At 69.9% G+C, this 25,109-nt stretch carries 28 protein-coding genes and 1 tRNA gene; 15 read left to right on the top strand and 14 right to left on the bottom strand.

The features are described from left to right. Nucleotides 1–460: 460 nt before the first annotated feature. Nucleotides 461–907: an anthrone oxygenase family protein gene (locus AWQ68_RS30810; RefSeq protein ID WP_066947073.1), complete on the bottom strand. Its 447-nt coding sequence runs from the start codon at nt 905–907 to the stop codon at nt 461–463. 90 nt (nt 908–997) lie between these two features. Here AWQ68_RS30810 and AWQ68_RS30805 point away from each other — a divergent pair, with 90 nt between their 5' ends. Next, nucleotides 998–1,576, top strand: a complete 579-nt coding sequence (locus AWQ68_RS30805) for a TetR/AcrR family transcriptional regulator (protein WP_066947070.1) — start codon at nt 998–1,000, stop codon at nt 1,574–1,576. 83 nt (nt 1,577–1,659) lie between these two features. Here AWQ68_RS30805 and AWQ68_RS30800 read toward each other — a convergent pair whose 3' ends face one another. Beyond that, nucleotides 1,660–2,037 (bottom strand): winged helix-turn-helix transcriptional regulator, encoded by a 378-nt coding sequence (locus AWQ68_RS30800; protein ID WP_245656247.1) that lies wholly within the window; start codon nt 2,035–2,037, stop codon nt 1,660–1,662. A gap of 107 nt (nt 2,038–2,144) precedes the next feature. Here AWQ68_RS30800 and AWQ68_RS30795 point away from each other — a divergent pair, with 107 nt between their 5' ends. Together AWQ68_RS30795 and AWQ68_RS30790 are read left to right on the top strand one after the other, a co-directional pair. Further along, nucleotides 2,145–3,650, top strand: coding sequence for an FAD-dependent monooxygenase (locus AWQ68_RS30795; protein WP_066947067.1), 1,506 nt, complete (start codon nt 2,145–2,147; stop codon nt 3,648–3,650). 203 nt (nt 3,651–3,853) lie between these two features. After that, nucleotides 3,854–4,573, top strand: a complete 720-nt coding sequence (locus AWQ68_RS30790) for a sulfotransferase-like domain-containing protein (RefSeq protein ID WP_066947065.1) — start codon at nt 3,854–3,856, stop codon at nt 4,571–4,573. Between the two features lie 214 nt (nt 4,574–4,787). Here the strand turns inward: AWQ68_RS30790 and AWQ68_RS30785 are convergent, their stop codons facing one another. Continuing rightward, entirely contained in the window at nt 4,788–5,741 is a 954-nt protein-coding gene (locus tag AWQ68_RS30785; RefSeq protein ID WP_157545960.1) for a DUF7710 domain-containing protein, read from the bottom strand. Here AWQ68_RS30785 and AWQ68_RS46270 point away from each other — a divergent pair. The 4 genes from AWQ68_RS46270 to AWQ68_RS30770 all read left to right on the top strand — a co-directional run bounded on the left by AWQ68_RS46270 (nt 5,734) and on the right by AWQ68_RS30770 (nt 10,891). After that, a complete protein-coding gene (locus AWQ68_RS46270) occupies nt 5,734–5,943 on the top strand; it encodes an Imm51 family immunity protein (protein WP_157545978.1) in 210 nt (69 codons plus the stop codon). The two genes, AWQ68_RS30785 and AWQ68_RS46270, sit on opposite strands and share 8 nt — an antisense overlap. Nucleotides 5,944–6,946: 1,003 nt before the next feature. Beyond that, complete coding sequence (locus AWQ68_RS30780) at nt 6,947–8,524, top strand: MFS transporter (protein ID WP_218007106.1); 1,578 nt, start codon at nt 6,947–6,949, stop codon at nt 8,522–8,524. 4 nt (nt 8,525–8,528) lie between these two features. Continuing rightward, nucleotides 8,529–10,328, top strand: coding sequence for a DEAD/DEAH box helicase (locus AWQ68_RS30775; RefSeq protein WP_245656245.1), 1,800 nt, complete (start codon nt 8,529–8,531; stop codon nt 10,326–10,328). Between the two features lie 2 nt (nt 10,329–10,330). Next, nucleotides 10,331–10,891, top strand: a complete 561-nt coding sequence (locus AWQ68_RS30770; RefSeq protein WP_066947059.1) for a hypothetical protein — start codon at nt 10,331–10,333, stop codon at nt 10,889–10,891. 86 nt (nt 10,892–10,977) lie between these two features. On the opposite strand, the gene AWQ68_RS30765 is transcribed toward AWQ68_RS30770, so the two are convergent. Both AWQ68_RS30765 and AWQ68_RS30760 read right to left on the bottom strand, forming a co-directional pair. Further along, nucleotides 10,978–11,196 (bottom strand): hypothetical protein, encoded by a 219-nt coding sequence (locus tag AWQ68_RS30765; protein WP_084464581.1) that lies wholly within the window; start codon nt 11,194–11,196, stop codon nt 10,978–10,980. A gap of 477 nt (nt 11,197–11,673) precedes the next feature. Beyond that, a tRNA-Lys gene (locus AWQ68_RS30760) sits at nt 11,674–11,750 on the bottom strand. A 146-nt stretch (nt 11,751–11,896) separates the two neighbouring features. Here AWQ68_RS30760 and AWQ68_RS45350 point away from each other — a divergent pair. After that, nucleotides 11,897–12,487, top strand: a complete 591-nt coding sequence (locus AWQ68_RS45350; RefSeq protein ID WP_245656243.1) for a PRC-barrel domain-containing protein — start codon at nt 11,897–11,899, stop codon at nt 12,485–12,487. Nucleotides 12,488–12,532: 45 nt separating this feature from the next. Here AWQ68_RS45350 and AWQ68_RS30750 read toward each other — a convergent pair whose 3' ends face one another. Beyond that, nucleotides 12,533–13,129, bottom strand: coding sequence for a nucleotidyltransferase family protein (locus AWQ68_RS30750; RefSeq protein ID WP_066947056.1), 597 nt, complete (start codon nt 13,127–13,129; stop codon nt 12,533–12,535). A 55-nt stretch (nt 13,130–13,184) separates the two neighbouring features. Here AWQ68_RS30750 and AWQ68_RS30745 point away from each other — a divergent pair, with 55 nt between their 5' ends. Beyond that, nucleotides 13,185–13,700 carry a DUF1360 domain-containing protein gene (locus AWQ68_RS30745; RefSeq protein WP_066947054.1) on the top strand — a complete coding sequence of 172 codons (516 nt, stop codon included), beginning with the start codon at nt 13,185–13,187 and terminating at the stop codon, nt 13,698–13,700. 31 nt (nt 13,701–13,731) lie between these two features. Here the strand turns inward: AWQ68_RS30745 and AWQ68_RS30740 are convergent, their stop codons facing one another. Continuing rightward, entirely contained in the window at nt 13,732–14,703 is a 972-nt protein-coding gene (locus tag AWQ68_RS30740) for a TIGR03557 family F420-dependent LLM class oxidoreductase (protein WP_066947052.1), read from the bottom strand. A 108-nt stretch (nt 14,704–14,811) separates the two neighbouring features. On the opposite strand from AWQ68_RS30740, the gene AWQ68_RS43770 reads away from it, so the two are divergent. Then, entirely contained in the window at nt 14,812–14,961 is a 150-nt protein-coding gene (locus tag AWQ68_RS43770) for a GPGG-motif small membrane protein (protein ID WP_169809019.1), read from the top strand. Between the two features lie 75 nt (nt 14,962–15,036). Here AWQ68_RS43770 and AWQ68_RS30735 read toward each other — a convergent pair whose 3' ends face one another. The 4 genes from AWQ68_RS30735 to AWQ68_RS30720 form a co-directional block, all read right to left on the bottom strand. Next, entirely contained in the window at nt 15,037–15,759 is a 723-nt protein-coding gene (locus AWQ68_RS30735) for a metallophosphoesterase family protein (RefSeq protein ID WP_084464580.1), read from the bottom strand. Continuing rightward, nucleotides 15,756–16,001, bottom strand: coding sequence for a BON domain-containing protein (locus AWQ68_RS30730; RefSeq protein WP_066947049.1), 246 nt, complete (start codon nt 15,999–16,001; stop codon nt 15,756–15,758). The genes AWQ68_RS30735 and AWQ68_RS30730 overlap by 4 nt, the downstream gene beginning before the upstream one ends. Nucleotides 16,002–16,070: 69 nt before the next feature. Further along, nucleotides 16,071–17,114: a DNA topoisomerase IB gene (locus tag AWQ68_RS30725; protein WP_245656242.1), complete on the bottom strand. Its 1,044-nt coding sequence runs from the start codon at nt 17,112–17,114 to the stop codon at nt 16,071–16,073. Continuing rightward, entirely contained in the window at nt 17,111–18,160 is a 1,050-nt protein-coding gene (locus AWQ68_RS30720; RefSeq protein ID WP_066947047.1) for a glycosyltransferase family 9 protein, read from the bottom strand. Before AWQ68_RS30720 ends, AWQ68_RS30725 begins: the two co-directional genes overlap by 4 nt. Nucleotides 18,161–18,328: 168 nt before the next feature. Between AWQ68_RS30720 and rfaE2 the strand changes: the two genes are divergently transcribed. Continuing rightward, nucleotides 18,329–19,747, top strand: a complete 1,419-nt coding sequence (gene rfaE2 / locus AWQ68_RS30715; protein ID WP_066947044.1) for a D-glycero-beta-D-manno-heptose 1-phosphate adenylyltransferase — start codon at nt 18,329–18,331, stop codon at nt 19,745–19,747. 9 nt (nt 19,748–19,756) lie between these two features. Next, nucleotides 19,757–20,047 carry a hypothetical protein gene (locus AWQ68_RS30710; protein WP_157545957.1) on the top strand — a complete coding sequence of 97 codons (291 nt, stop codon included), beginning with the start codon at nt 19,757–19,759 and terminating at the stop codon, nt 20,045–20,047. Nucleotides 20,048–20,134: 87 nt separating this feature from the next. Here AWQ68_RS30710 and AWQ68_RS30705 read toward each other — a convergent pair whose 3' ends face one another. After that, the gene (locus AWQ68_RS30705) at nt 20,135–20,533 is read right to left on the bottom strand and encodes a ChaB family protein (RefSeq protein WP_066947039.1); all 399 of its coding nucleotides are present in this window, start codon (nt 20,531–20,533) and stop codon (nt 20,135–20,137) included. Between the two features lie 119 nt (nt 20,534–20,652). On the opposite strand from AWQ68_RS30705, the gene AWQ68_RS30700 reads away from it, so the two are divergent. Further along, nucleotides 20,653–21,186 (top strand): shikimate kinase, encoded by a 534-nt coding sequence (locus tag AWQ68_RS30700; protein WP_157545954.1) that lies wholly within the window; start codon nt 20,653–20,655, stop codon nt 21,184–21,186. Here AWQ68_RS30700 and AWQ68_RS42915 read toward each other — a convergent pair. Further along, nucleotides 21,069–21,662: an ATP-binding protein gene (locus AWQ68_RS42915; RefSeq protein ID WP_157545951.1), complete on the bottom strand. Its 594-nt coding sequence runs from the start codon at nt 21,660–21,662 to the stop codon at nt 21,069–21,071. The genes AWQ68_RS30700 and AWQ68_RS42915 overlap by 118 nt on opposite strands. Before the next feature lie 262 nt (nt 21,663–21,924). Then, nucleotides 21,925–23,094, bottom strand: a complete 1,170-nt coding sequence (locus AWQ68_RS30695) for an ROK family transcriptional regulator (protein WP_084464579.1) — start codon at nt 23,092–23,094, stop codon at nt 21,925–21,927. Nucleotides 23,095–23,348: 254 nt separating this feature from the next. Here AWQ68_RS30695 and AWQ68_RS30690 point away from each other — a divergent pair, with 254 nt between their 5' ends. Together AWQ68_RS30690 and AWQ68_RS30685 are read left to right on the top strand one after the other, a co-directional pair. Further along, nucleotides 23,349–23,816, top strand: coding sequence for an SPW repeat protein (locus tag AWQ68_RS30690; RefSeq protein ID WP_066947250.1), 468 nt, complete (start codon nt 23,349–23,351; stop codon nt 23,814–23,816). A gap of 149 nt (nt 23,817–23,965) precedes the next feature. Further along, nucleotides 23,966–24,676 (top strand): maleylpyruvate isomerase family mycothiol-dependent enzyme, encoded by a 711-nt coding sequence (locus tag AWQ68_RS30685; RefSeq protein ID WP_066947034.1) that lies wholly within the window; start codon nt 23,966–23,968, stop codon nt 24,674–24,676. Nucleotides 24,677–25,109 lie beyond the last annotated feature (433 nt).

Here is a 25,109-nt window from a genome sequence, read left to right as displayed (position 1 = left end):
ACAAGGTTCGCGATTAGTATCAGTCGGGCAAAGAAGGGGTCAAGAGGGCTATAGCTCCTGACACGGCTGACAGCCGGCGGTCACCTCGCCCCTGCTCGAACGCCGGAAAAGCGTGCGCGATGCGCCGCAGGCAGGGCTCACCGAACGAAGAAAGCCCAGGTCGATGATCGCGACCTGGGCTTTTCACCTACCGGGATCTCTGCCAGGCATTCGGGGAGCCGGACGAGCTGTCGCCGTCGGCCAAGACGCGCGAGTTGTACGGCAGGCTCGCCGGCCACGCCTCGTAGCCCAACGCCGCGATGGGACATCAGGGCACGTATCGGGTCGTGATCAATGAGCGGGTTCTCCCCTCGTGCTGATCTTCGATCCGCTTGCAGAGCTCGGCGTCGTGGTCGACGGGGCGCCCCCCTTTGCGGCCCTTCGTTCTTGTGCGCCACCAGTGCGGTGTCGGCCCGCGGGGTCAGATGAGGGCGGCGACCAGCAGGGCGAAGGCGGCGATGATGACGGCGACGCGGACGTAGTGGAAGCGGTCCCAGCGGTTCATCTGCTCCTTCCAGTCCTCGGGTCGGTTCTCGAGGGTCCACGTCTTGCCCCGGTTGTTGATCGGGACGAGCAGCAGAATCGACATGATCACGCTGAGGATCAGCAGCGCGCCGGCGGTGACGACGAGGCCGGTGCCGTGATGGTGCCATCCGGCGATGGCCCAGACCGCGACAAGGACGAGCGAGGTGATGTACCAGACCGGCATCACGGCGCCGAGCATCCGGCCCCCGTGGGAGCGGCCGAGCTGGCCACTGTCCTCGGGGAGGGCGTTGAAGATCCGGTTGATGACGAAGGCGACGGAGAACTCCACCCCCACCATCAGGCCGACGACCACGGTGGTGAAGACCTCGAGTGCGTTGAGCATGATGACGCTCCAAGCATCTAGTGTTGCTAGCTGATGAGGCAACGCTAGTACTGCTGCCGCTTGCTTGTCTAGCGATGCTAGGATCGAACCATGTCGGTACAGGAACGCAAGCAGCGCGAACGGGCGGAGCGCGAGCGCCTCATCGTGGCGACAGCCCGCGAACTCGCCGAGCAGCAGGGCTGGGACGCGGTCACCACCCGCCGGCTCGCCGAGCGCATCGAATACAGCCAGCCCGTCCTCTACAGCCATTTCCGCGGCAAGCGCGAGATCATCGGCGCCGTCGCCCTCGAGGGTGCCACCGAGATGGCCGCGGCGCTGCGGGCCGCGACCTCCGCCGCGGACGGACCTCGCACCCGGGTCACCGCCCTCGCCCGCGCCTACCTCGAATTCGCCGCACGCAACCCGGCGGTCTACGACGCCATGTTCGAGCTCGACGGCGGCCTGGCCTTCGCGAACGAGGACACCCCACCACCTCTGAAGGACGCCTTCGCCGCCCTGCTGGAAAGCCTCGGCGAGGTCGCCGGGGACGGCGTCCACCCGGCACTGTTCACCGAGGTGTTCTGGGCGGCCCTGCACGGGCTGGCCACCCTGACCCGGGCGGGACGGCTGCCGCCGGAGCACACCGAACCGAGGGTGGAACTGCTGGTGGCCCGGCTCGCCATGGTCTGACACCATCCTGGCGGGTACCCAGCCGAGGCCCTCGGGCCCCGCCGCTGCCCCGTTTACCTACCGCTCAATGCCATGCCCTGACACTACGTTGAAAGCGCGGCGCCGGCGTCGTGGGTCGCGCGCGCGGCGATCAGGTCGGGCAGGTGCGCGCTGGTCCACTCGCAGGCTGCGGCCAACGGGCGGAACAGCGTGCGGCCGAGTGAGGTGAGCTCGTACTCCACGCGGGGCGGGTTCTCGGCGTAGGCGGTGCGGGAGACCAAGCCGTCGCGCTCCATCGAGCGCAGCGAGGCAGCCAGCGTCTTCGGTGTGATGCCCCGCAACGGCACCTGGAGCTCAGAGAAGCGCCGGGGACCTTCGGCGAGACAGGCGATGATCTTCACGGTCCACTTGCCGCCGATCTGGATCAGCGGCCTGACAGGTGCACATCCCGCGAACATGTCGGGTTCCAGCGGCCGGGTCACCGGTCCATCGTAGGCAACTATCGTTGCGGAAACCGGCACCCCCCGATCTACCGTCTGCGCAGCGGCCGGCGACCTCACCGCCGGCCCTGTCGAACGGAGCATCCGTGATGAACGTCGATGTGATCGTTGTCGGAGCCGGGCCGACCGGGCTCATGCTCGCCGCAGAGCTGGGCCTCGCCGGAGTGCGGGCCGTGGTCGTCGAACGGCTGACGCAGCGCAGCGGACAGTCCAAGGCGCTCGGCATTCAGCCCCGCTCCGCGGAGGCGCTCGAACTGCGCGGCCTCCTGGAACCGCTCATGGACCGGGCGATCCAGCGGGTGCCCGGCGGGCACTTCGCCGGGCTCCGGCTGGACTTCACCGCCTGGGACACCCGGTATCCGTACATGATCGGCATCCCCCAGGGGCGCGTCGAGGCACTGCTCGAAGAACGACTCGGCGAGCTGGGCGTCCAGGTCCTGCGTGGGCATGAGGTGACCGCGCTCTCGCAGGATCCCGACGGGGCCCAGGCGACTCTGCTCGGGCCCGGCGGCGAGTCACGGCTCACGGCCCGTTTCCTGGTGGGCTGCGACGGCGGGCGCAGCACCGTCCGCGAGCTGCTGGGCATCGGCTTTCCCGGCCTGGACGGGAAGCTGTCCTCGGTGGTCTGCGACATCACGATCTCCGACCCGGACGGGGCCGTGTCGGAGACCTGGAGCCTGCCCGTCATGACGCCCGACAGGAACGGCAAGGGCTACATCGCTCCCATCGGCGGCGGCGTCCACCGCTTCCTGTTCTACGGGGCCGAGCAGCAGGGGCTCTCCCGCGACACCCCGATCACCGAGGAGGAGGTGGACCGGGCCCTGCGCAACGCGTTCGGACCCAGGGTTCGGGTCACGGGCATCCGGTGGGCCTCCCGGTTCACCGACGCCTCGCGGCAGATCGAGCGGTACCGCCACGGGCGGATCCTGCTCGCCGGAGACGCCGCGCACATCCACTCGCCCATGGGCGGGCAGGGGCTCAACCTCGGCCTGCAGGACGCGTTCAACCTGGGGTGGAAGCTCGCGGCGGAGATCGGTGCGTGGGCGCACGAGGGGCTGCTCGACACCTACCACGCCGAACGGCATCCGGTCGCCGCGCGTGTCCTCGCCAACACCCGCGCCCAGGCCGTCCTGCTCGTCCACGACGCGGAGAACCTGGCCCTGCGCGACATCGTCGAGGAACTGCTGCGGGTGCCGGACGCCAACCGGATCGTCGCCGGGATGATCTCGGGGCTGGATATCCGCTACGACCTGCCCGGCCGCCCCCACCACCTGCTGGGGCGTCACTTTCCCGACCTCGACCTGGTGACGCCGTCCGGGTCCGACCGTGTGGCGCGGCTGCTGCGCGACGGCCGCAACCTGCTGCTGACGACGGCCGCCGAGGCGCTGTTCGCCGAGGCCGCCGAGCCGTGGTCGGCCCGGATCGGCCGGGCGCATGTGAAGGGCGAGCTCGGTGCGGACGCGGTGCTGGTACGGCCCGACGGCTATGTCGCCTGGGCGGGTTCCGCCGCCGACGTCTCCGGCCTCGCCGACGCCCTGGCACTGTGGGCGGGCGCGCCCGCGCGGTCGTCTTCGCCGGTGGACATCCCTGAGTGATCCAGGGAACAATCTCTGAACCTCATACGCGGTAGTCCTCTGCTGCATTATCGGCATGCGGACCACATTGAGCTACCGCTCATCTGCCTATTGGCAACGGCTGCCAAGACACTTACGATCAACCAGCGCTATTTACCTCGTTGAGCTTTGTGCCCCGTTTCGGGGATGTGACCTCGGATGCCGAAGCCAAGGGAGAGCCCACGATGACCGTGATCATGCTGTGGGCGCACACGCGCTCCATCTCAACGGCGTTCCTCCGCATGATGATCGAGCGCGGCGACGTGCTGGTCCTGCACGAGCCCTTGATCGCCCTCACAGAACTGGGCGAGGTGCCGGTTCCCACCCCCGAAGGGGGCTCGGTTCCGGCCCGTACGGAGAAGGAGTTCCTGGAGCTCGTGACCAGCCTGAGCCGGGTCCGCCCGGTGTTCGTCAAGGACGTGTTCGACTACCGGTACGAGTACTTCTACGACCATCCAGACGAGATCGCCGCAATCACACACACGTTCCTGGTGCGGCATCCGCGCCAGACGATCAGCTCCCACTACGCGATGAAGCCGACGGTGACCAGCCAGGAGATCGGCTACGAGCGGCAGTACGAACTGTTCGAGGCGGCATGGGCGGCCACCGGGCGCAAGCCCCTCGTGATCCGCTCCGAGCGGCTGGTCAGCGATCCGGTCTCGGTGGTCGAGAGCTTCTGCGCCTACGCCGGGCTGCCCTTCCTGCCGCACTCGCTCAGGTGGAGCCCCGGCGAACGGCCCGAGTGGCAGCGGTATCGCGCCTGGCACATCGACGCCATCCACAGCACGGGTTTCAGCGGCCACCGCAACGACTACGCCGTCACAGTCGACAACAACGCCCTGCTGAAGTCCTACTACGACCACCACTATCCGTTCTACGAACTGCTCGTCCAGCACGCCGACTGATCGGAGCCGGGCGGAGGGTGGCGAGACCCCGGGCATTCCTGCTCGCCATCCACTACCGGGCGCAGACTCAAATGATCATGATATGACCAGGATGTCCTGGCTCCCGGTCAGCACGGTGGCCTAATCGGACGGGGTTTCCGCCCATAGATCATCAATTAAAGCAATGTGCCGGTTCGCAACCGGCAGGCGCGCGGTCAGCGGCATGAGCGGACGTCTATTGGTCCGCACAGCCGCCGGTCAGGTGGACATAACGTAACCCCGGGCTGAAGGTGGCGACGTGATCTGCGGTGCCGTGGTGCGCTTTCGAGGGGGTGAAGCGACCTTCGCTGACTGCGACGTCGTAGGCGCCGCCGTGAGGATACTCGGCCAGGATCCCGGTCACCTGGTGCTCCGCTGCCCAGGCGAGTCCGGCGTCCAGCGTGTCGAACACGCCGGAGGCGTGTCGGGATTGATCACCGTGAAAGATCCAGACAGTTGGCCTGAGCGGACTGCGCTGGTCGACGCTGGGCCTGCGGCGCAGGCCCTCGGGCGTGAACGAGAAGGCACCAGGAAAAGGGCCTGGCCGATGACGTACGGCGAGCACCACCGGTTCGGGGTGGACGCCCCGCAAACCGGCCTCGGGTGGGGTGCTCGCGAAGGCATTCCACAGATGAAGGCAAATCAAATCGTCGTCGCGATTGGCGGTGACGTAGGCAAGGGTCTTGGAGTAGAACTGGTTGGTTCCACCGATCCACAGCGACGGCGGCCCGAACGTCTCAATGACCTCGGACAGCGTGCGGTCCTGCGTCACCCACTCGCCGATGTCGGCGCTCAACTGCTGAAGCTCCGCCGCCGACAACGACCTCTCCAGCTCCAGCCAGCCGAGACGATGAGCGATCTCGGCGTAGACGGAGGCCGTTGCATCACGTAATGCGTCGGCGGGAAGGATGTCGCTGTAGGCACCCACGACGCCCGTCGCGGCGAATGCGTCGCGCTCGCGTAGTCGATCGCACTCCGTCCACCACCGCGTCAAGTTCCCGTCCACGGCGGCCATCGCCTCCAGCAGAAGCCGTTCCGCCATCTCATCTCTGCCGTACACGCCAGGGCGACGAAGCACACCGTTCACCTGATTCAGGTGGTGCTGGCGAGCCTCACCCAGAACGGGATCGGAGTCCCCTCCACTGCTCATTGCATCCGATCATGGCACACCAACGCGATCCGAAGTATCGGGTTACGAGCCGAACGGATACCTCTGGGAAGGCGTCGCGCACGTGCTCGTCATCACCGAAGCCACCGCCCTGGAAGGCCGGTTCTCGTACGCTCTCAAAGGCGGCATGTTCTGTGCGCATGGAAGGGACCGAAGCGCACCGGGTATCCGGATGGGACTGTAAGAACAACAGAAAGAAGAGAGACAGAGCCGTTGATTGGACAGACCCCTCACTGAGCGTGCCGTTGTGACGAACCCTTTCCAGTTGGAAAGCATGGCCGCATGCACAGGCGACAGTGGTGTCCTCGATGCGGTCAGGGATGGGTCAAGCCCTACCGAGTACGGGGCGTCGAGATCAGCTTCCTCCTCTGCGAGGAATGCGACGCCACCTGGACGCCTGAACAGCAACCCGAGCGCGGCACCTTTCGCGATCTCAGCAACCGACTGAACGAAGCCTTCGGGACCACCGGTCAGAACATCAATTGGTGGGCGCGAATAGAAGAACCGCCAGAGCAAACCTGATCCGGGGCGCGCCTCTCCTCTCCCTGCGGACGAGCAACACCCTAGCGAGAATGCGGTCAGCTCTGTCCCCTGCCTCTCCATGTATACCCGGCGACTTCCGTTCCACCGACCCGGGTGAATTCCAATCCTCCTATTCCAAAAATACGCGGGGAAGAACGTTCGGCCTGCTGAACCGGCAGGCCGAAAGGACCGCCCGTACGGGGTAGCCGTCTGGGTACTCGGCCGCTCCCGGCGGCCCCAGGACGAACCCCGGGAGCGGCCGCACCGGCGCTGGCGCCCACCCCCCTTCCTACTTCCGGTGCAGCGCACGACGCGGTACACGGGGCGGGACAGGGCGCGGAGCAGAGGCAGAACACGGGGTGGGGCACGGAATTCACGCGAAGTCAAACAACAGGATCAGAAATTGACAGAGCGCTTGGCGGCATGCCCACGGGTGCGCACTAAGCCGCCGGCCCGCTCACATCTTCAAGAATTGACAGAACACTTGGCGGCATGCCCTCGGGGGCGCCGGAAAATCGCCGACCGTTACCGGCCGCCCGGGAATTGACACACGCCCGATGGTTGCCTACGGTCCGCTCGTCAGCTTTTCCAGACCGCATCCGAAGGTATTCATGACTACGTTTACGTTGCCGAAATCCAGGCAGCAGTTGATTCTTGCTGTTCTCATGGTGTGTTCACTGCTGATCTGGCTGGACAACACCGTCCTGAGTACCACCCTGGAGACCCTCGCGGACCCGGTCCGTGGGCTGAACGCCAGCCCGGCCGAGCTGCAGTGGGCCACCGGCTCGTACACGCTGGTCTTCGCCACCTTGATGTTCACCGCGGGTGCGCTGGGCGACCGCTTCGGCCACCGGGCCGTGCTCGCGACGGGCCTGGTGGTCTTCGCCGCGTCCTCGGTGTGGGCAGCGTACGCGGGGGACGCGGGGCAGTTCATTGCCGCGCGGGCGGCGATGGGCGTCGGCAGCGCGCTGATCATGCCGGCCAACCTGGCCATCCTCATATGGACGTTCACCGGCCCGGCGCGGTCGACCGCGATCGCCATCTCCTCGACCTCCGCCGGTGTCGGCATGGCCGTGGGCCCGGTGCTCGCCGGTGTGCTGCTCGACCACTTCTGGTGGGGCTCGGTCTTCCTGGTCAACGTCCCGGTCGTGGTCCTCGCGCTGATCGGCATCGCCCTGCTGGTCCCGAACTTCCGCAGCCCCGTCGTGCGACCGCTGGACCCGGCCGGGATGCTGCTGTCCATCACCGGTCTCGCGGCGCTCGCCTACGGACTAACCCGCGCGGGTCAGGTGGCGGCCTGGGGCCGTACGGACGTCTGGGCGCCGATCGTCGTCGGACTGATCCTGCTGGCCGTGTTCGTCCGCGTCGAACTGCGCAGCAAGATGCCGAGCTTTGATCCCCAGCTGCTCGCCCAGCGCGCGTTCGGCGGCGGCAACGTGGCGCTCGGCCTGCTCCTGTTCGCCATATCCGCGGTCACCTTCTACAACGCGTTCTTCCTGCAGGGCGCGCGCGGCTACTCGCCGATCGAGGCGGGCCTGGCCAGCCTCCCGACCGCGCTCGGCGCGATCTTCGGCGCGCCCGTCGGCGCCCGCCTGGTGCACCGCTGGTCGCTGCGGCTCGTCGCCGTGCCGGCGCTGATCGTCGCGGCGCTGACCATGGGCGCGTACGGGCTCTTCGGACTGGGCACGCCCCTCGTATGGATCGAGGTCGTGCTGCTGGTCCAGGGCCTGTCCATCGGCATGGTGCTCGGCCCGGTGACCGCGGCGCTGATCAGCACGCTGCCGCTGGAGCGGGCCGGTGCCGGGTCGGCCGTCACCAACACCGTGCGCCAGACCGGCAGTGTGATCGGTATCGCCGTCGGCGGCACGATCATGTCGATCGTGTACCGACGCGCGATCGAGCCGTCGCTGGACGGTGTCCCCGGACCGGTACGGGAGCAGGCGCGGGTCTCCGCCGAGCAGGCACGGCGCGTCGCCACCACGTCCCACCTGCCCGCGCTCGGGCACGCCGCCGACGACGCGTTCGTCCACGCCATGCATGTCGGCGCCGTCTGGATCATGTTCATCGCGCTCTTCGGCGCGGCCGTGCTGCTGCTCGCCCTGCGCGCGATCCGCAAGCCCGCGGCTGCCGGGGGCGCGCCGGTTCCCGCGCGGGACGGCGGCCCGACCGCGGACGAGACGGCCCCCCGGGCTGGGGCCGAGGACCTGACCGCCCGCGAGGGCGACGACGTGGGCACCCGCTGACGCCATGGGAACCAGACAGAAACTCCCCGAGGCGCGGTCGGACAGTCAGGCCACGTACCTGCCCGACCGGCACATGTTCGCCCTGTGGACCTGGGCCGACGGCGCCGTGGGGGCGGCCCCGCCAGTCGGTGACGTCGAGACCGTCCCCCTGGTCGTCCCGACGCCGGACCTCGGCAGGCTCAAGGTGTCCGACGTCGACTGCGTGCTGATCGAGCCGGACCGGCTCGTGGCCGTGCCCCTCGACTCGCCCGGCCGGTCGGTGGACGTCTGGCGGTCGTGGATCGCGGGCGGCGAGTCGGCTCTGCCGATCGCCGCGCACGCGGTCCCCGACGCCACAGGTGTCGCCGTCACGACGCCGGAGCACGCGAGCGGCGTCTTCCGCCGCACCACCGCGGTGGGGGCCGAGATGCGCACGGCGCTCACCGCCAACCTGCGCCCGTATCAGGTACGCGGGGTGAGCTGGCTGCGCGAGACCATCGAGACGCACAGCGGCGCGGTGCTGGCCGACGAGATGGGACTCGGCAAGACCCTGCAGACCATCGGCTGTGTCGCCGGACGGGCCGAGAAGGGGCCGCAACTGGTGGTCTGTCCCACGTCGTTGGTGGGGAACTGGGCGCATGAGATCGCGCGGTTCGCACCTGACCTGCGGGCCACGATCTGGCGCGGCGTGCCGCTGCCCGCGGTGGACAGCGGCACGGTGGTGCTCACCGGCTACCCCACGCTGCGGACGCACAGCCCGGCCCTGGCGGGGATCCAGTGGAGCACCGCGGTCTTCGACGAGGCGCAGGTCCTGAAGAACCCCCGTACGCAGGTGTCGAAGGCCGCGCGCACCATCGCGGCCGACGCGCGGATCGCCCTGACCGGGACGCCCGTCGAAAATCACCTCGACGAGCTGTGGGCCCTGCTCAATCTGGTCGCACCGCACCTGTTCGGGAACCGGGCGCAGTTCCGCCGTCGTTTCGTGCGGCCGATCGCGGACGGCTCCCCGGCCGCTTCCGCCCGGCTGCGCGGGGCCATCGAGCCGGTCGTGCTGATGCGGAAGAAGTCCCAGGTCGCGGGGTCGCTCCCGCCGAAGATCCACGCCGATCTCATCTGCGACCTCACCGAGGAGCAGGAGAGGCTGTACGACCGGCTGCTGGAGCAGGTCATCGACGACGGCTTCGGCAGTGGCGCCCAACGGCAGACCAAGGTGCTCGCGGTCCTGACCTCGCTCAAGCAGGTCTGCAACCATCCGGGCCTGATCACGGGCGACCTCGGTGAGCTGTCGGGCAGGTCGGGAAAGCTCGACCTGTGCACCGACATCGTGGCCAACAACCTGGAGAACGACTCTCCGACCCTCGTCTTCACCCAGTACCGGCAGACCGGTGAGCTGCTGGTCCGGCACTTCGCCGAACAGTTCGGGGTGAGTACGCCTTTCTTCCACGGCGGCCTGAACCAGGAGCAACGGGCCGACATCGTCCGCCGGTTCCAGTCCCACGACGGTCCGAAGGTGCTCGTCCTCAGCCTGAAGGCCGGAGGCACCGGGCTTACGCTCACGCGCGCCGCCGACGTCATCCACTTCGACCGATGGTGGAACCCGGCCGTGGAGGCCCAGGCGTCCGACCGGGTCCACCGGATCGGTCAGACTCGCACGGTCACCGTCACCACCCTGACCACCGGGACCACCGTCGAGGAGCACATCACGGCCATGCACAATCGCAAGTCCGCGCTGTCGGACATCGCCGACATGTCCAGCGTCGCCGAGCTGACACGCCTGGACGACGACCGTCTCATCGAGGTCCTGCGCCGGAAGCGAGTCAACTGACCATGGCCGACCACGACTACGGTTACACGAAGTGGGGCAAGGACTGGGTCCGGTTCGCCGAGTCGTTGCGCCAGACCCGTCCCGATCCCCAGCTGCCGAGTGCGCGGCGCATGGTGCGCGACGGGAAGGTGCAGATCACGTTCGACGGCCGGACCGTGCGCGCCGCCGTGCACCGAGGTCGCGGCACCACAGTGGTCACGATCGAGGTCGCGCCGATGTCCGCGGGGGCGACGGCCGAGATCTCCCGTCAGCTGAGCGGCATCCAGCCCCTGCTCACCGACGATCTGTACCGCGCGATCGCCGACGCGGGCCATCCGCCCGCGCCGGTCCTCGACAGCGTCGACTGCTCCTGCCCGGCCGCCACCCCGCGGTGCGTCCATGAGCTGGCCGTCTACTACGACATGGCGCGGCGCATCGACGACGATCCCCGCATCGCTCTCGACGTGCAGGGCTTCTTCCGCACTTCGGCGGGCGGCGGCCAGGCGCCCGCCGAGGCGACGGCGCAGCGCTGGATCGCGCTCAACTCCCTTGATCCGGCTGCCTACTTCACGGTGGCCGAGTGACCCGGCCGGCCTGAGAAGGAGCGGTGCGTGCCCACCCGGAGGGCACGCACCCTCACCACCCGCTGAGCCCCCTGTGATCTGCCTTGTCATGCCAGCCAGATCGCGTTGCGGCGCGGCCGGAACGGCGGAACGTCGACGATGTCAGCCTCGGCACAACGGACAGCGTTGACGTGCTTACGGATCTCGGCGAGCCGATCACGGAGCCTGCGGCGCTCCCGCCGCTCATCGAGATTCGCCTCCTCTCCTACGAACTGCCCGCGGCCGTAGGCGGCGAGGTGGGAGTAATAGTCACGATGGAAACGCATCTTCCGTGGGTGGGGGCGACGTCCCTCAGTCTCGGCAACCTGGAGCTCACCGGCCGGATACCGCAGGTCGATGACTGTGAAGGACCGCCATGGGACGGGCCGACAGGTTTCCCGACGCCTGACTTCATCCGAGCGTCGCGAACGAACGTGGTGAACGGTGCGAGACATGAGCGACCTCCAGCACCGCCGAGCACCTCTCGGCGGCCCTAGACAAAGCCACTCCGCGCCGATCGCACGGGCGTGATCCTAACCTCACCCTCGATTGATGGACCAGCGAACGCCCGACTGCCCGGCCACACCCCGCCTCAACTGTTCGCCCAGCCTCCGGCATAACAAAATGATCATGACATGACCAGGATCTCGGCTGGCGAGCAAACGACGAGCGACCATCGTGATCAACGACGGGCGCGGGGCACAGCTGAGGCGATCGCCAAATGAAGAAAACCCAGGTCAGACGTACCGACCTGGGTTTCTTGCTGGTGCGCCGCCAGGGACTCGAACCCCGGACCCGCTGATTAAGAGTCAGCTGCTCTAACCAACTGAGCTAGCGGCGCCTGACCCCATAAGAGTAGCGAAGATTTGAGGTACTTCGTCCACGCGTGTCAGGCACCCACACTCCGAAAGCCCTACGGGGCCGGGGATGGGACGTTTCGATCTGTCATCGCGGGTAGTCGGATGCGCAACGAACGGAGACGAAAAGATGACACTGGATCTGTGGACGTACCGGGACAGCCTGGATCGTACTGGGCAGGACCTCGACGTCTCCGGCTACGACGTCGAGGCCACGGACGGAAAGATCGGATCCGTGGACGACGCCACCTACGAGGTCGGCGAGAGCTACCTCGTGGTCGACACCGGCCCGTGGATCTTCGGCAAGAAGGTCATGCTGCCGGCCGGCGTGATCACGCTGATCGACCCTCAGGAGAAGAAGGTCTTCGTCAGCAGGACCAAGCAGGAGATCAAGAACGCCCCCGAGTTCGACGAGGCGGCCTACAAGGAGCCGACGTACCGCGAGCCGGCTCGGCGACTACTACGGGCGCTTCCCCTACGCGCTCTGATCCCCCGAGGACGGACACGAGGGCCGTGCCGCGCAAGCGGCGCGGCCCTCGTCGTCGAACGGCGCCTTCATGCGGCCCCTTGGCCTCGGATCTGGCCTCTGGCCTCGGATCCGGCCTCGGATCACCGTCCCCGCCAGGTGGCGTGCCGCACCCCGCGACGAGCGCCGGGCAGAGCGCGGCAACCGACGCCCGTACGGCCCTCGGTGAGCCTCCTGCGTCGATGTGAACCATGAAATGTTCTTAAGTAACGCCCACATCGGCGGACAGTGAATGCGGGTTCAGGGCCAGGTCACCCCCACCGAGGGCGTGACCGGGGCGATGACGCCCAGCCGTTCGAGCAGCGTCACGAAGGTCGACGCGTACGGCGAGGGCGCGGCGACGGCGGCCACCCTGCTCCAGTCGACCTGCTCGCGCATCGCCCGGACCATGGGGAGCATCGCCCCGTAGTCGCAACTGTGCTCCGACATCGGCATGATCCACGAGATGACGAGGTCGGTCGCCTCCAGGACCTTCAGGTTGAGCGCGGCGACGTTGATCAGATCGGCGCGGGCGATCATCTCATCGGTGACCGGACGGTTGGCCAGCGAGAAGATGAGGTCCACCAGAACGCCGCCCTCGTCGTACGCCTTGACGAGCCAGTCCTCCGGCGGTTTGACCGTGCGGAACCCGAGATCCTCCAGGGTCTTGAGCGCGAGCCCGACGTCCTCCTCGACGAGCGCGAAGTCGACGTCGTGCAGCGAGGGAGCGGCCCCTCGCGCGTATCCGGCGCAGCCGCCGGCCAGGGCGAAGCGCACCCCCGCGTCGCGCAGGCCCGCTCCCGCGCGCTTGAGGGTGTCCAGGATGGCGTCGGTGACGGCGTGCGTGTGACTGCCCACTCGGCTCGTCTGCCCGTCCGAGTTCGCCGCAAACAATCCGGGGTAGGCGGTTTCGATGACCGAAACCCTCAAGGAAGCCGCACGGGCGTACGAAGGCTCGGCCGACCGCCCGCTCGCGTCGTACGGCCGGATCCTCCTGGTCTACAGCGGCGTCGTGGGCGCGGTGGCCGCCGTCGCCTGGCTGACCGGACGGCGCGCGCCCGAGAAGATCGGCCTGCTCGACCTGGGCCTGATGGGGATGTTCACCCATCGGCTGTCGCGCACGCTGGCCAAGGACCCCGTGGTAAGCCCGCTCCGCGCCCCCTTTACAAAGTATGTCGGAGTTTCCGGCCCGCCCGAGCTGCGGGAGGAGGTGCGCGGCTCCGGGCTGCGCCACGCGCTCGGCGAGCTGGTGAGCTGCCCGTTCTGCCTCTCCCAGTGGGTCGCCACCGGGTACGCCGCGGGCATGGTCTTCGCGCCGCGGGTGACCCGGCTGGCGGGCGCGACGATGACGGCCGTCGCGGTCTCCGACTGGCTCCAGCTCGCGTACAGCCGGATGATGAAGCAGGCGGGCGAGGACGGGCCGGAGTGAGCACCCGCCCCCGCCGGCTCAAGGAACCGCGTCACCGGACCGCCTGGGTGGTTCGGCAGCGGGGCAGGACCTCCTCCGCGTAGAAGGAGAAGAAGCCGTCCTGCTCAGGCCCGACCTGCTGGATGTAGATCTCGTCGTACCCGGCCTCGACGTACTGGCGGATCACCGCGATGTGGTCGTCGGCGGACGGGCCACAGGCGATCTTGTCGGCCACCGCCTCCTCGGTGACGAGCTGCGAGAGCTGCTCGAAGTGGCGCGGCAGCGGCAGGAGCTGGGACGCCTCGCCGGGGATGCCGTTGGTCGGCCACAGCCGGTGAACGTTGTGCCGTGCCCTGGCCGCGTCCTCGGACCAGCACACCTTGAACCCGGCCGCGGTGGGCTTGCCCTGGCCCCCGGCCGCGCGGAACACCTGGATCATGTCGGAGGAGGGCGCGGTGGAGATGTACCCGTCACCGATCCGCCCGGCGAGCTCGGTGGACTTCGGCCCGAAGCCGGAGATGTAGATCGGCGGCGGCTTCTCCGGCAGTGTGTACAGGCGCGCGGTGTCCACGTCGTAGAACTCGCCCCGGAAACTGACCAGCTTCCCCGTCCACAGCCGGCGGATGACCTCGATCGCCTCCTCCAGCATCCGCCGCCGCTCCGACGCCGGCGGCCACTGGTCGCCGTGGATGTGCTCGTTGAGCGCCTCGCCCGTGCCGAGGCCCAGCCGGAACCTGCCGTCGAGCATCACCTGGGCGGTGGCGGCGGCCTGGGCGATGATCGACGGATGGATGCGGATGATCGGGCACGTCACCGCGGTGGTCACCGGCAGCGACGTGGCCTCCGACAGCGCGCCGATGACCGCCCAGACGAACGCGCTCTGCCCCTGCGCGTCCACCCAGGGGTGGTAATGGTCGGAGATCCACAGCCCCTCGAATCCGTGCTGCTCGGCGAGTCGCGCCTGGCGCAGGAGTTCTTTCGGGTCATGCTCCTCGCACGAGAGGAAATATCCGAATTTGGTCATAGCCGCCACCTGCCCGAACAGGGCGGACCAAACGCCGCGCGCGACCGGGGCGGCGAAATTCAATTAAACGGGGAGTTAACCAGAGAATTCGCCGGGCAGTGAAGTGCAATGGCTACTTTGCTTTGGCTCATCGCCGTTGTACTCGTTATCTCCGGAATCTACGTGATCCTGGCCCGACGGGACATTCTCTGGGGGATCGTCCTCATCGTCATCGGCTTCCTCATCGGCCCCGGCGGGGTCAGCATCTTCCATCCATGATCGGGTGGGCGTGGGATCACGGCGGCCGGCGGGTCCGGCCGCCGTCCCGTGCCCGGCCCCGACGGCGGTACGGCGTCACGCGCCGTTGAGACGGTAGACCGTGTACGCCATGCCGATCACCGGCACGGCAACGTTGCGCACCTGGATGCCGCCGGGGGTGAGCCCCTTCTCCGTACCGAGGTGCGCGTGACCGTGGATGATCAGGTCGGCGCCCTCCTCGTCGGCCGCCTCGGCGAGCAGGTAGCTCCCGAGGAACGGATAGATCTCGGTGGGCTCGCCCATGAGGGTGTCCTTGACGGGCGAATAGTGGCTCAGCACGACCCGGTGGTCGCTGTCCAGGCCGCTCAGCGCGTGCCGCCAGCGCTCGGCGATGTGCCGGGTGTGCCGGACGAACGCCTTGGTCTCCGGCTCGCCGAACTCGCTCGCGCACTTACCGGCGAAACCGCCGCCGAACCCCTTGCCTCCGACCACGCCCAGCGTCGTGCCGTTCATCGAGAGGATCGTCGCCTCGTCGTCGAGCACGACCACCCCGGCGTCCCGCAGGATCGCGGTGATCGCCTGCTCGCAGTCCGAGTGGTAGTCGTGGTTGCCGAGCACGGCGACCACGGGGATCGGCAGGTCGCGCAGTTCGTCGGCGACCACCCGCCCCTCGGCGATGGTGCCGTGCCTGGTCAGGTCACCGCCCACCAGCAGGACGTCGGCCCGATCCTCGATGCCGTGGAGCTTGGGCCGGAAGCGCCCGCGCAGGTCCTCCCCCATGTGGATGTCCGCCACGGCGGCGACTCGCGTCTGTGTCACAGAGGCTCCTCCTCTCCCGGCTCGCGGACCTCCACCAACGTGATCTCGTTGTGCACGGAAAGACCGGGAGCGGCTTCACGGGCGACGTCCTCGATCAGGAGACGGCGCTCCGGCGCGCTGACCCGGCCCCGGAGAAAGATCTTGTCTCCCCGCACGTCGACCCTGATCCCCAGCTCGACGGTCCGCTCGTCCTCCGCCAGCGCCCGTTGCACCCGGGCCGCGACATAGTGCGGCGCGTCCATGGGCTCCCCCTCCGATCAGACTCTCCAGCGCCTGCCCGCCCAATTCAGGGTGAAACGGGTCGTCGCGCCTCAGTGGCCGGGCTCGCTCGCGGCCCGGCGCAGCAACGTGATCACCGCCTGCTCCGCCGCGCCGTGCGTGGCCAGCCCGCCCTCCTCGACGTCCGCGCCCAGCGATTCGAGCGGGATGAACCTGCCCCGCTCGTACATCTCGATGAGCCGGGGATCGACGTACGACGAACGGGCGACGGACGGGGTGTTGCCGAGGTACTCGGCGACCTCGGCCATGACGCGGGAGATCGCCCTGCGCCGGCCCCTGGTGCCGCGCACCCGGCGGGACACCGAGAGGCCGACCGCGGCCAGCACGGTGGCGTGCCAGGTGCGGAAGTCCTTGGCGGAGACGTCCCTGCCGAACGCCTCCTTGAGGTAGGCGTTGATGTCGTCGCTGCGCACGTCCACCCAGCCGCCCTCGGAGCGATAGCGCAGCAGCTCCCCCTTGCGGCCGAGCAGGGCCTGGACCACCTCGCACACCTCGGCGTCGGCCAGCACCTGCTCGCGCCGCTTGCCGCCCTTGGCCGTGTACGCGCAGACCACCCGGCCCTCGGCGCAGCGGACGTGGGAGGTGCGCAGCGTGGCCAGGCCGTAGGAGTCGGTGTATTCCTCGCCGCCGACCCGGAAGAACCCGGTGTCCAGCATCCGCGCCGCCGCGGCCAGCACCCGCTCGCGGGTCAGCCCGTCGCCGCGCAGGTCCTCGGCCACCCGCCGGCGGAAGTCGGGGAGCCGCGCGGCGACCTCCAGGACGTGGTCGAACTTGGCCCGGTCCTGCTGCGCCCGCCAGGCGTCGTGGTAGCGGTACTGCCGCCGCCCGGCGGCGTCGGTGCCGACGGCCTGGATGTGGCCGTGCGGGTCGGCGCAGATCCACACCTCGCACCACGCGGGCGGGATGGCCAGCGACCTGATCCGCCGCAGCGCGGCCCGGTCCCGCACCGGACGGCCGGAGGCCCAGGTGTAGCGGAAGCCGCGTCCGTGCCGCCGCCTCCGGATCCCGGGCTCGTCCGGATGGCTGTTGCGCAACTCCAGTCCGAGCAGTCCGCCGAGATCGGCCTCCTCCGTCATGTCAGCAGGTCCCGGGCCTGTTCCACCACCTCGTCCACGGTCACGTCGCCCACCCACGACACGCGGTGCCCGCACGGCTCGCCGTACGGGTCGGTCCCGTCGGCGCCGCAGACGGGGCAGGCGGTGGTCCACGAGATCAGCGGCCGGTGGTGGCTGCGGGAGAGCGGCCCCGCGTTGACCAGGTTCACGCACAGGAAGACGCCGACGGTGGGCGTGCCGGTTGCGGCGGCCAGGTGCCGCGGCCCCGTGTCGTTGGCGATCAGCAGGTCGCAGGCGGCGTAGAGCGCGGCGAGCCCGCCGATCGACAGCTCGCCGATCACGGGCACGGCGGGGACGCGCATCGCGCGCACGACCCGCTCCACGACCTCGCGTTCCGGCTCGGTGCCGGTCACGACGACGGGACGGCCGAGCCGGTCGGCCACGGCGGCGAAGCGCTCGGGAGGCCACCGGCGGCGCGCGTCGTTCGCACCGGGATGGACGGCGACCAGGCCGCGTGGCAGGGAGCCGACCGCCCTGCTCAGCTCGGCCCAGTCGGCCCGGGTGACCGCCACCCGGGGCTCCAGGGAGCTGCCGCCGTGCGCGCCGACCAGCCGGGCCACCTCCAGGTAACGCAGCGTCTCGTGCTGGTAGGGGACGTACGGCACCCAGCGGTCGAGCGGCGCCGCGTCCGGCGTGCGCAGCCCCGCGGTCACGCGGGCGCCGAGCCGCCGCAGGAACGGGTTGGAGTTGCGGCCCCCGCCGTGCATCTGGAGCGCGAGGTCGAAGCGTCCGCGCAGCGCGTCGTAGAGGCGGCCGGGCGCTCCGGCCCCCTGGTCGGACGGCACGGAGACGCCGCGGATCGGCGGCAGCACGATGACGTCGTCCACCGGTCCGGGACGGCCGCGCAGGAAGCGGTCGTGCCACTCGCGGGCGAGCAGGGTCAGCCGCGCCGCCGGATAGGCCCGCTTCACCGCCTCCAGGGCGGGCAGCGCGAGCAGGAAGTCGCCGAGAGCGTTGGCCCGGAGCACGGCGATCTGTTCGACGCCTTCGACGAGGAGGTTCGTCATGGCGTCACGCGATCGCGGGACCCGACGTCGGCCACGCCTGTTTCCGGTAGGGGCTGGGACACGTGGACGCGGCTACCCGGAGCGCGTTCCGGCAAACCCGCCACCTGCCGCGCGTTTCGCCCCGGTTTCGCGCTGTTTTCACTCCTTTCCGCTGGGTAGCCGCTTCTCATGACGGAAGACATCGTGGCCCGATTCGGTGATCTGACCGCCGTGGTGGTCGGAGACGTCATGCTCGACTCCTGGCTCCGGGGAAGCAGCACCCGGATGGCCCAGGAGGCGCCGGTGCCCGTCGTCACCCTGGAGGGGATCGACGACCAACCGGGCGGCGCGGCGAACGCCGCCATGAACCTGGCCGCCCTCGGCGCCCGTGTCCACGTGCTCGGCGTCACCGGCGCCGACCCGGCCGGCGCCACCCTCAACGCGTCCCTGATGAGCCACGACGTGGACGGGCTGACGATCTGCCGGAGCCGGCGGACCGCGGTCAAGCGTCGCCTCGTGACCGGAAGCCAGATCGTCGCCCGCTACGACGAGGAGGACAGGTCCCCCATCCCCGAGAGCGCGGAGCGCGAGCTCGTCGAGCGCATCCGCGAACTGGCGCCCGCCGCCGATGTGGTCGTCGTCTGCGACTACGGCGCGGGCGTCTGCACCGAGACCGTACGGCGGGCGCTGCGCGACGCCCGGCTCGACCTCGTGGTCGACGCGCACGAGGTGGGCCCCTGGCGCGAGTGCCGCCCCGCCGCCGTGCTGCCCAACTTCCGCGAGGTGCTGCGGCTGCTGGGCGAGCCGGGGCGGGAGGGGGACCGCGTCTCCTTCCTCGTCGCCCGCTCCCAACGCCTGCTGGACGAGACCGGGGCCGAGCGGGTCGTCACCACGCTCGACGGGGAGGGCGCGCTGCTGCACCGGAGGGGGCGGGAGCCGTACCGGACCCATGCCACTCCGGCGCCGGACCAGATGAGCACCGGCGCAGGCGACACCTTCACCGCGACGTTCGCCCTCGCCCTCGCCGCGGGGGCGGGCGAGGAGAACGCCGCGGACCTCGCGCAGGCCGCGGCCGGCGTCGTGGTGCGCCGTCCCGGAACGGCGGTCTGCGACCGGGACGACCTGCTCCGCGTCCTGCGGCACGGAGGCGCGGTGCCCGCTCAGCGGCTCGCCGAGCTGATCGCCGAGGAGCGGGCGCTCGGCCGGCGGATCGTCTTCACCAACGGCTGCTTCGACGTGCTGCACCGGGGGCACGTGGCCTGTCTGGAGGAGGCGGCGCGGCTCGGCGACGTGCTGGTCGTAGCCGTCAACGGCGACGACTCCGTGGCCCGACTGAAGGGGCCGGATCGGCCGATCAACGCCTGCGAGGACCGGGTGGCGGTGCTCGCCGCGCTCGGCTGCGTCCACTACATCACCGTCTTCGACGGCGACACGCCCGAGGAACTGCTGCGGCTGGTCCGCCCGGACGTGTACGTGAAGGGCGGCGACTACCACCCGGACCTGCTGCCCGAGGCGCCGCTGGTCAGGGAGCTGGGCGGCGAGGTCCGGGTGCTCGGCTACGTCCAGGACCGGTCGACGACGGCGATAGTCAACCGGATCCGGGGGTAGGTGGGCCGCATGTCCGAGGAACCACCCCGTAGCTATCCGCAGGAACCCCGCTCCACGCCCGAACAGGAGTCCGAGAAGGGGATCCCCCGCGTCCCCGCGACTCCGCGTGACGTCATCCACATCCTGATCGGCGCTTTCCTCCTGGTGCTGTGCTTCGGCGTCGCCCTCACCGGCGCGCTGACCCGGGTGTGGTGGGTGCTCGCCGCGGCGGGCGTCCTCGCCGCCATCGTGGCCGTCGACATCTTCTTCGCCCTGCGCCGCCAGCGCCGGCTCGGCGTGGGCCCGCGGTCGAGAGGGTGACCGGCCGCGCCCGGGGTCGGGCACGGCCGCGCGGGAGCCCGGGCGGAACGCTCCGCCCGGGCTCCCGCGTGCCGCCCGCCGGCGCGCTCAGCGTTGTCGCGCCCGCGCGGTCGCCCGGCGGTTGGCCTTCTCGATCGCGTCGACCAGCTCATCCTTGGACATCTTGGATCGGCCCTTGACGTCCAGGCGGGTGGCGGTCTCGTAGAGGTGGTGCTTGGAAGCGGAGGCGTTCACTCCCCCGGCGGTCTTGCCGGGCTTGGGCGTGCTCTTGCGCGCCTGCGTGTCCGACGGTCCCCGCTTTCCCTTCTTCTCCCAGTGGTCCCCCACCTTCTCGAAGGAGTGCTTCAGCGCGGAGTACGCGGTCCGGTGCGCCCGCTGCCCCTCGCCGTACGTCTCGACGGCGGAGTCGTGGGCCTTGATCCACGTCTCCTGCGCCTCCTTCGGCGAGCGCTCCAGGGTGGACGGGAGTTCCTCGCGGCCTGGCATTCGTGCGGCTCTCCTCTCTCGGACTCTGGCGGATCGCCTTCCTACGGATTAGCCCTATCCACCCGACGGCTCCCAAACATCGGCCCCGCGCGGAGCCGCGAGGCGGAGGGAGGATCCCCGTGACCGACGTCCCGATCGTCGTGACCGGCCTCATGGGGGCCGGAAAGAGCACGGTCGCCCGGCTGCTGGCCGACGCGCTCGGCCGGCCGCTGCGCGACAGCGACGACGAGTTGCTGGAGCGGTACGGCATGACGGCGGCGGACATCGCGGCCGATCTCGGGGCGGCGGAGCTGCACGCCCGCGAGGCGTCCCTGCTGCTGGAGGCGCTCGCCGGGGACCCGTCCGTGGTGATCGCGGCGGCGGCGAGCGCCGTCGAGGACGCGTCGGCGAGACGGGCGCTGGGCCAGGCGTTCGTGGTGTTCCTGGACGCTCCGCCCGCGGTCCTCGCGGAGCGGAGGCTCCGGGGGACGCACCGGCCGCGCTTCGCCCGCGAGCCGGCGGAGGCGCTGACCGAGCGGCGGAAACGGCGGCTGGCCTACTTCAGCGAGGTGGCCGATCTGACCGCGGACAGCTCCCGGCAGGCGCCGGAGGAGATCGCGGCGCGGGCGCTGGCCCGGTTCGCGAAGATGAAGCGGTCCGGGCGGGCCGAGTAGTCCGAGTAATCCGAGTAGTCCGGGTGGTCCGAGTAGTCCGGGTGGTCCGGGTGGTCCGGGTCCCGCCGGGCACCGCCGACGACGAACCACACGCTCTTGCCGTAGCGGCCCGGCCGCACGCCCCACTCGTCGGTGAGCGCGCCGACGATGAGCAGCCCCCGCCCGCCGGTCGCGTCGGGACCGGAAAGCCGTGGCCGGGGCACGCCCTCCCCCGGATCGAAGATCTCGCCGCGGATCCCGGCGCCGTCGCCGGCGAGGCGGAGGGTGAACGCGGCCCCGCCGTGCCGTACGACGTTGGCGGCCAGCTCGCCGACGACGAGCACGCAGTCGTCGACCAGCGCCTCCGCGCCCCACGAGGGGAGCTCGCGGCGGACGAGCGCGCGGGCGGCGGCCACACCGGCGCCCGTCGCGGGCAGCAGGCACTCCGCCGTGCGCGTCGACGCCTCCGGCGGCTCCTTGGCGATGGGAAGAACCACTTGCGCCTCCTTAGTCGTGGGAGCGCTCCCATGAACCACGATACGGCGGCCTTCCGGCGGCGTGAATCGATAACCGCGAGGTCGGCATAGTTAAATCACCCTAGGAAATACAGGGAATCCCTCACCGGACCGGGAAGAGCAGCCATTTCCACTGATGGGAGTGTCGAGAACGCCGACCGACGACACGACGAACGCCGGACCCCCCACCTCTCGGTGACGGCGTCGCCGACTGAAATTAGCTGAAACGCCGCGACCGAATTAACTAACGAAAGAAAGGAAACGACGACCGCCGGCCGTTCCAGCGGCCGTCGATCGGGCCATCCGGGAACAGCCCGCGCAGGGCCACGACTGCGGCGCCCCGCGCCCACCCCTCCGGACGCAGGGGGCGCAGGACGAGCGGGCACTGGGACGCCCCGCCGTACGCCCGGGCGGCCAGCGTCTCCCTGATCTGGTGCTCCAGCAGGTCGCAGGCGGCCGCCTCGTCCCCCGCCACCACGATCCGCTCCGGGCCGACCAGGTTGACGACGGCGGCCAGGGCGAGCCCGACGGCCCGGCCCGCCCGCGCGAACACGGCACGGACCTCCTCGTCACCCGCGCGTGCCAGCGCGGCCGCCGCCTCCGGCGTCACGTCCCGTCCCGTGACCGCGCGGCAGGCCGCGGTGATCGCCTCCCTGGACGCGTACGCCGCCAGGCACCCCCGACCGCCGCAGCGGCAGCGCGGGCCGCCGTCGGCGACCGGCAGGTGTCCGATCTCCCCCGCCACGCCGTACGCGCCGGTGACGAGGCGCCCGTCCACGACGAGGCCGCAACCCACCTCGGCGCCTAGCGTGACCAGCGCGAACGGCGAGGCGCCCACGCCCTCCCCGAACCACTGCTCGGCCACGGTCAGCGCCCTGACCCCGTTCTCCAGCGTGACGTCGAGGCCGGTGGCACCGGCGAGGAGCGCTTCGGGCACCGGCCCGGCGTCCCCGGAAACGGAGACTCCGAGGCGGCGGGTGCGGGCGCGGTACTCCTCGGACGCGCCGAGGAGCTCGCCGACCAGTGCGGCGACCTCCTCGACCACCGGCACGCCGTGGCCCCCAAGCGGGCGGCGGGCCGTGTTTCTGATCTGCGCGCACAGGTCGGTCACCACGCCGACCAACTCGTCGCCGGAGATCCGCACCCCGGCGAAGAACTCCCGGTCCGCGCAGACCGCGAGCGGGCTGGCCGGACGCCCCACCCCGGACGCCGCGTGCTCCACGCCGGGCAACTCCACCAGGTAGCCCGCCTCGATGAGCGGGCGGGCCGCCTTGGTGACCGCCGCCGACGACAGCCCCGTCAGGCGCGCGATGCCCACGCGCGATATCGGCCCCCGGGTCAGCACCACCCCGAGCACGGCGGCCGCCGCCGGACCGCCCACGGGCGACCAGGCGAAAGGAGCGCTGTGTGACATATCGTGTACGCTAGGCGATATTAATTAACGGCGTCAAGAATTGGGCCGACCGGCCGCGGCGTCCCGCTTCTCCCAGATCTCCCCTCTTCGGGACGCCGGTCGGGTGGCGTCGGGCCCGATGTACGCCCTCGATGCGGCCGCGCCGGAAATCCTGGCCAACCTCACTCGGACGTAAATGCATAAATCGGAATTAGGGGGAAGTAGCGGACATAGAATGGAAGGTGTTCGTCTCATCCCCGGAGGGGGTGCGCAACATGTCGCACAGCACGGACATCGGGCAGCATCCTGACATCATGCAGATGCGTGCCCGGTACGAGGCAGCCGCCGCGAATCCCACGGCCCAGCTGACGGACGGGCTCACGCTGCTCGCCGGGATATACCTGGCGGTGTCACCCTGGATCGTCGGCTTCAGGACCCTCCCGAACATCACGGTCAACAACCTGATCACGGGGATCCTGGTCGCGCTCCTGGCGCTGGGCTACAGCTCGGCCTACGGCCGGACCTACGGCCTGGCCTGGGTCGCCCCCGTCGTCGGGGTGTGGACGATCATCTCTCCGTGGGTGATCAGCGGCCCGAACAACCGTCTCGGTGTCATCATCAGCAACGTGGTGGTGGGCGCGATCATCCTGCTGCTGGGGCTCGCGAACATGTCGACCGGCATGACCGCCGCCAAGCGGTACACGCCGCGGTTCGGCGCTGAGACCCACACCCACCCCCGCTGACGGGTCCGCCGAGGGCGCTCACCCGTACGGCCCCGCCCGGAAAACCGATCGGTCGTCCGACGACCACCAGCCGGGAACGCGGGCACGGGGAGCGCCCCGGCGCCGGGACAGCGGTGAGATCCAGCGGGCCGGCGGGTAGGTCGTGTCGCATGACCACCACCGACCCGCTGCGGGATCTCGACCCGTTCGACATCTTCGACGCCGAGGCCGCCCGGCTGGACCGCTTCTTCTCTTCGCTCGACGACGAGGGATGGCGCAGACCGTCCCGGTGCGCGGGCTGGTCCGTACGGGATGTCCTCGGGCACCTCGCCGGGGAGGAGCTCTACAACCACGCCTGCCTGGACGGGGACCTCGACCGGCTCTTCGCGATGATGGAGCGCGAGGGCGTCGGCGGAGGCTACAACGGCTTCAACGAGTGGTGCGTGGAGCAACGCCGCGACCGGCCGGTCGCGGACGTGCTGGCGGAGTGGCGCGGTAAGAACGCCGAGACGCGCGAGCGGATGCGGGCGCTCGGCCGCGACGCGACGCTGACCACCGCCGCGGGGCCGTACCCCGTGGGCCTGCAGACCTTCCACTACGACTCTGAGTACGCCACACACGGCGACGACGTGGGCGCCCCGGTCTCCGAGGAGGAGGCCGGGGCGCGCATGCTGTGGCGGGTCCGGTTCGGGCTCTTCGTGCTCGACGAGCAGGGGTCCGAGGCGCGGGCCGAGCTCTCCGACGGCCACGTGGACGTCCGCGCGGACGACGCCGCCGCGCGCCTGCCGTACGCGGATTTCGTCGACGCGACGGTCGGCCGGCTGCCCGCCGGGCATCCGCTGGACCCGGAGCTCGTCTCCGCCCTGCGCTGCCTCGCCTAGGTCGTGGCCGTCGATGGGGCCCCGCATCTGCGGGAGCATGTAGTCCTTGACGTAGTCGCCGACCTGCGGCGCCCCGGTGTACGGCACCCCCGCCCCTGTGTAGGGGTTGATCTCCGGCCCTCCGGTGTAGGAGGGGGTGTACCACTCGTACAGCGAGTAGTAGAAGCCCGCCTTGAGCCCGTCGGCGTCGCGTGCCGCGGTGAACGACTTCTTGGCCACCGTCACCCCGGATGACCCGGGTCTGCCGGATGACCCGGGTCTACGCGACAGTGGCCAAGCGCATCACGGCCGGCCGCCTTCACCGCAAAAAACGGGCTTAGATTTCCAACCGCCCCTAACCTCGGCTTTTGACGCCCTCTAAGGGCACAGCGCAGAGGTCATCAGTGTCATGGCCGCCTTATGGGGGTCGCCGGAGAAGGTGGTGATCGACAAC

It is taken from the genome of Microtetraspora fusca, from assembly GCF_001570365.1.
Classification (GTDB): Bacteria; Actinomycetota; Actinomycetes; order Streptosporangiales; family Streptosporangiaceae; genus Microtetraspora; species Microtetraspora fusca.
Note: the sequence above shows the minus strand (reverse complement) of the source record. Positions and strands in the feature narration are given on the sequence as shown.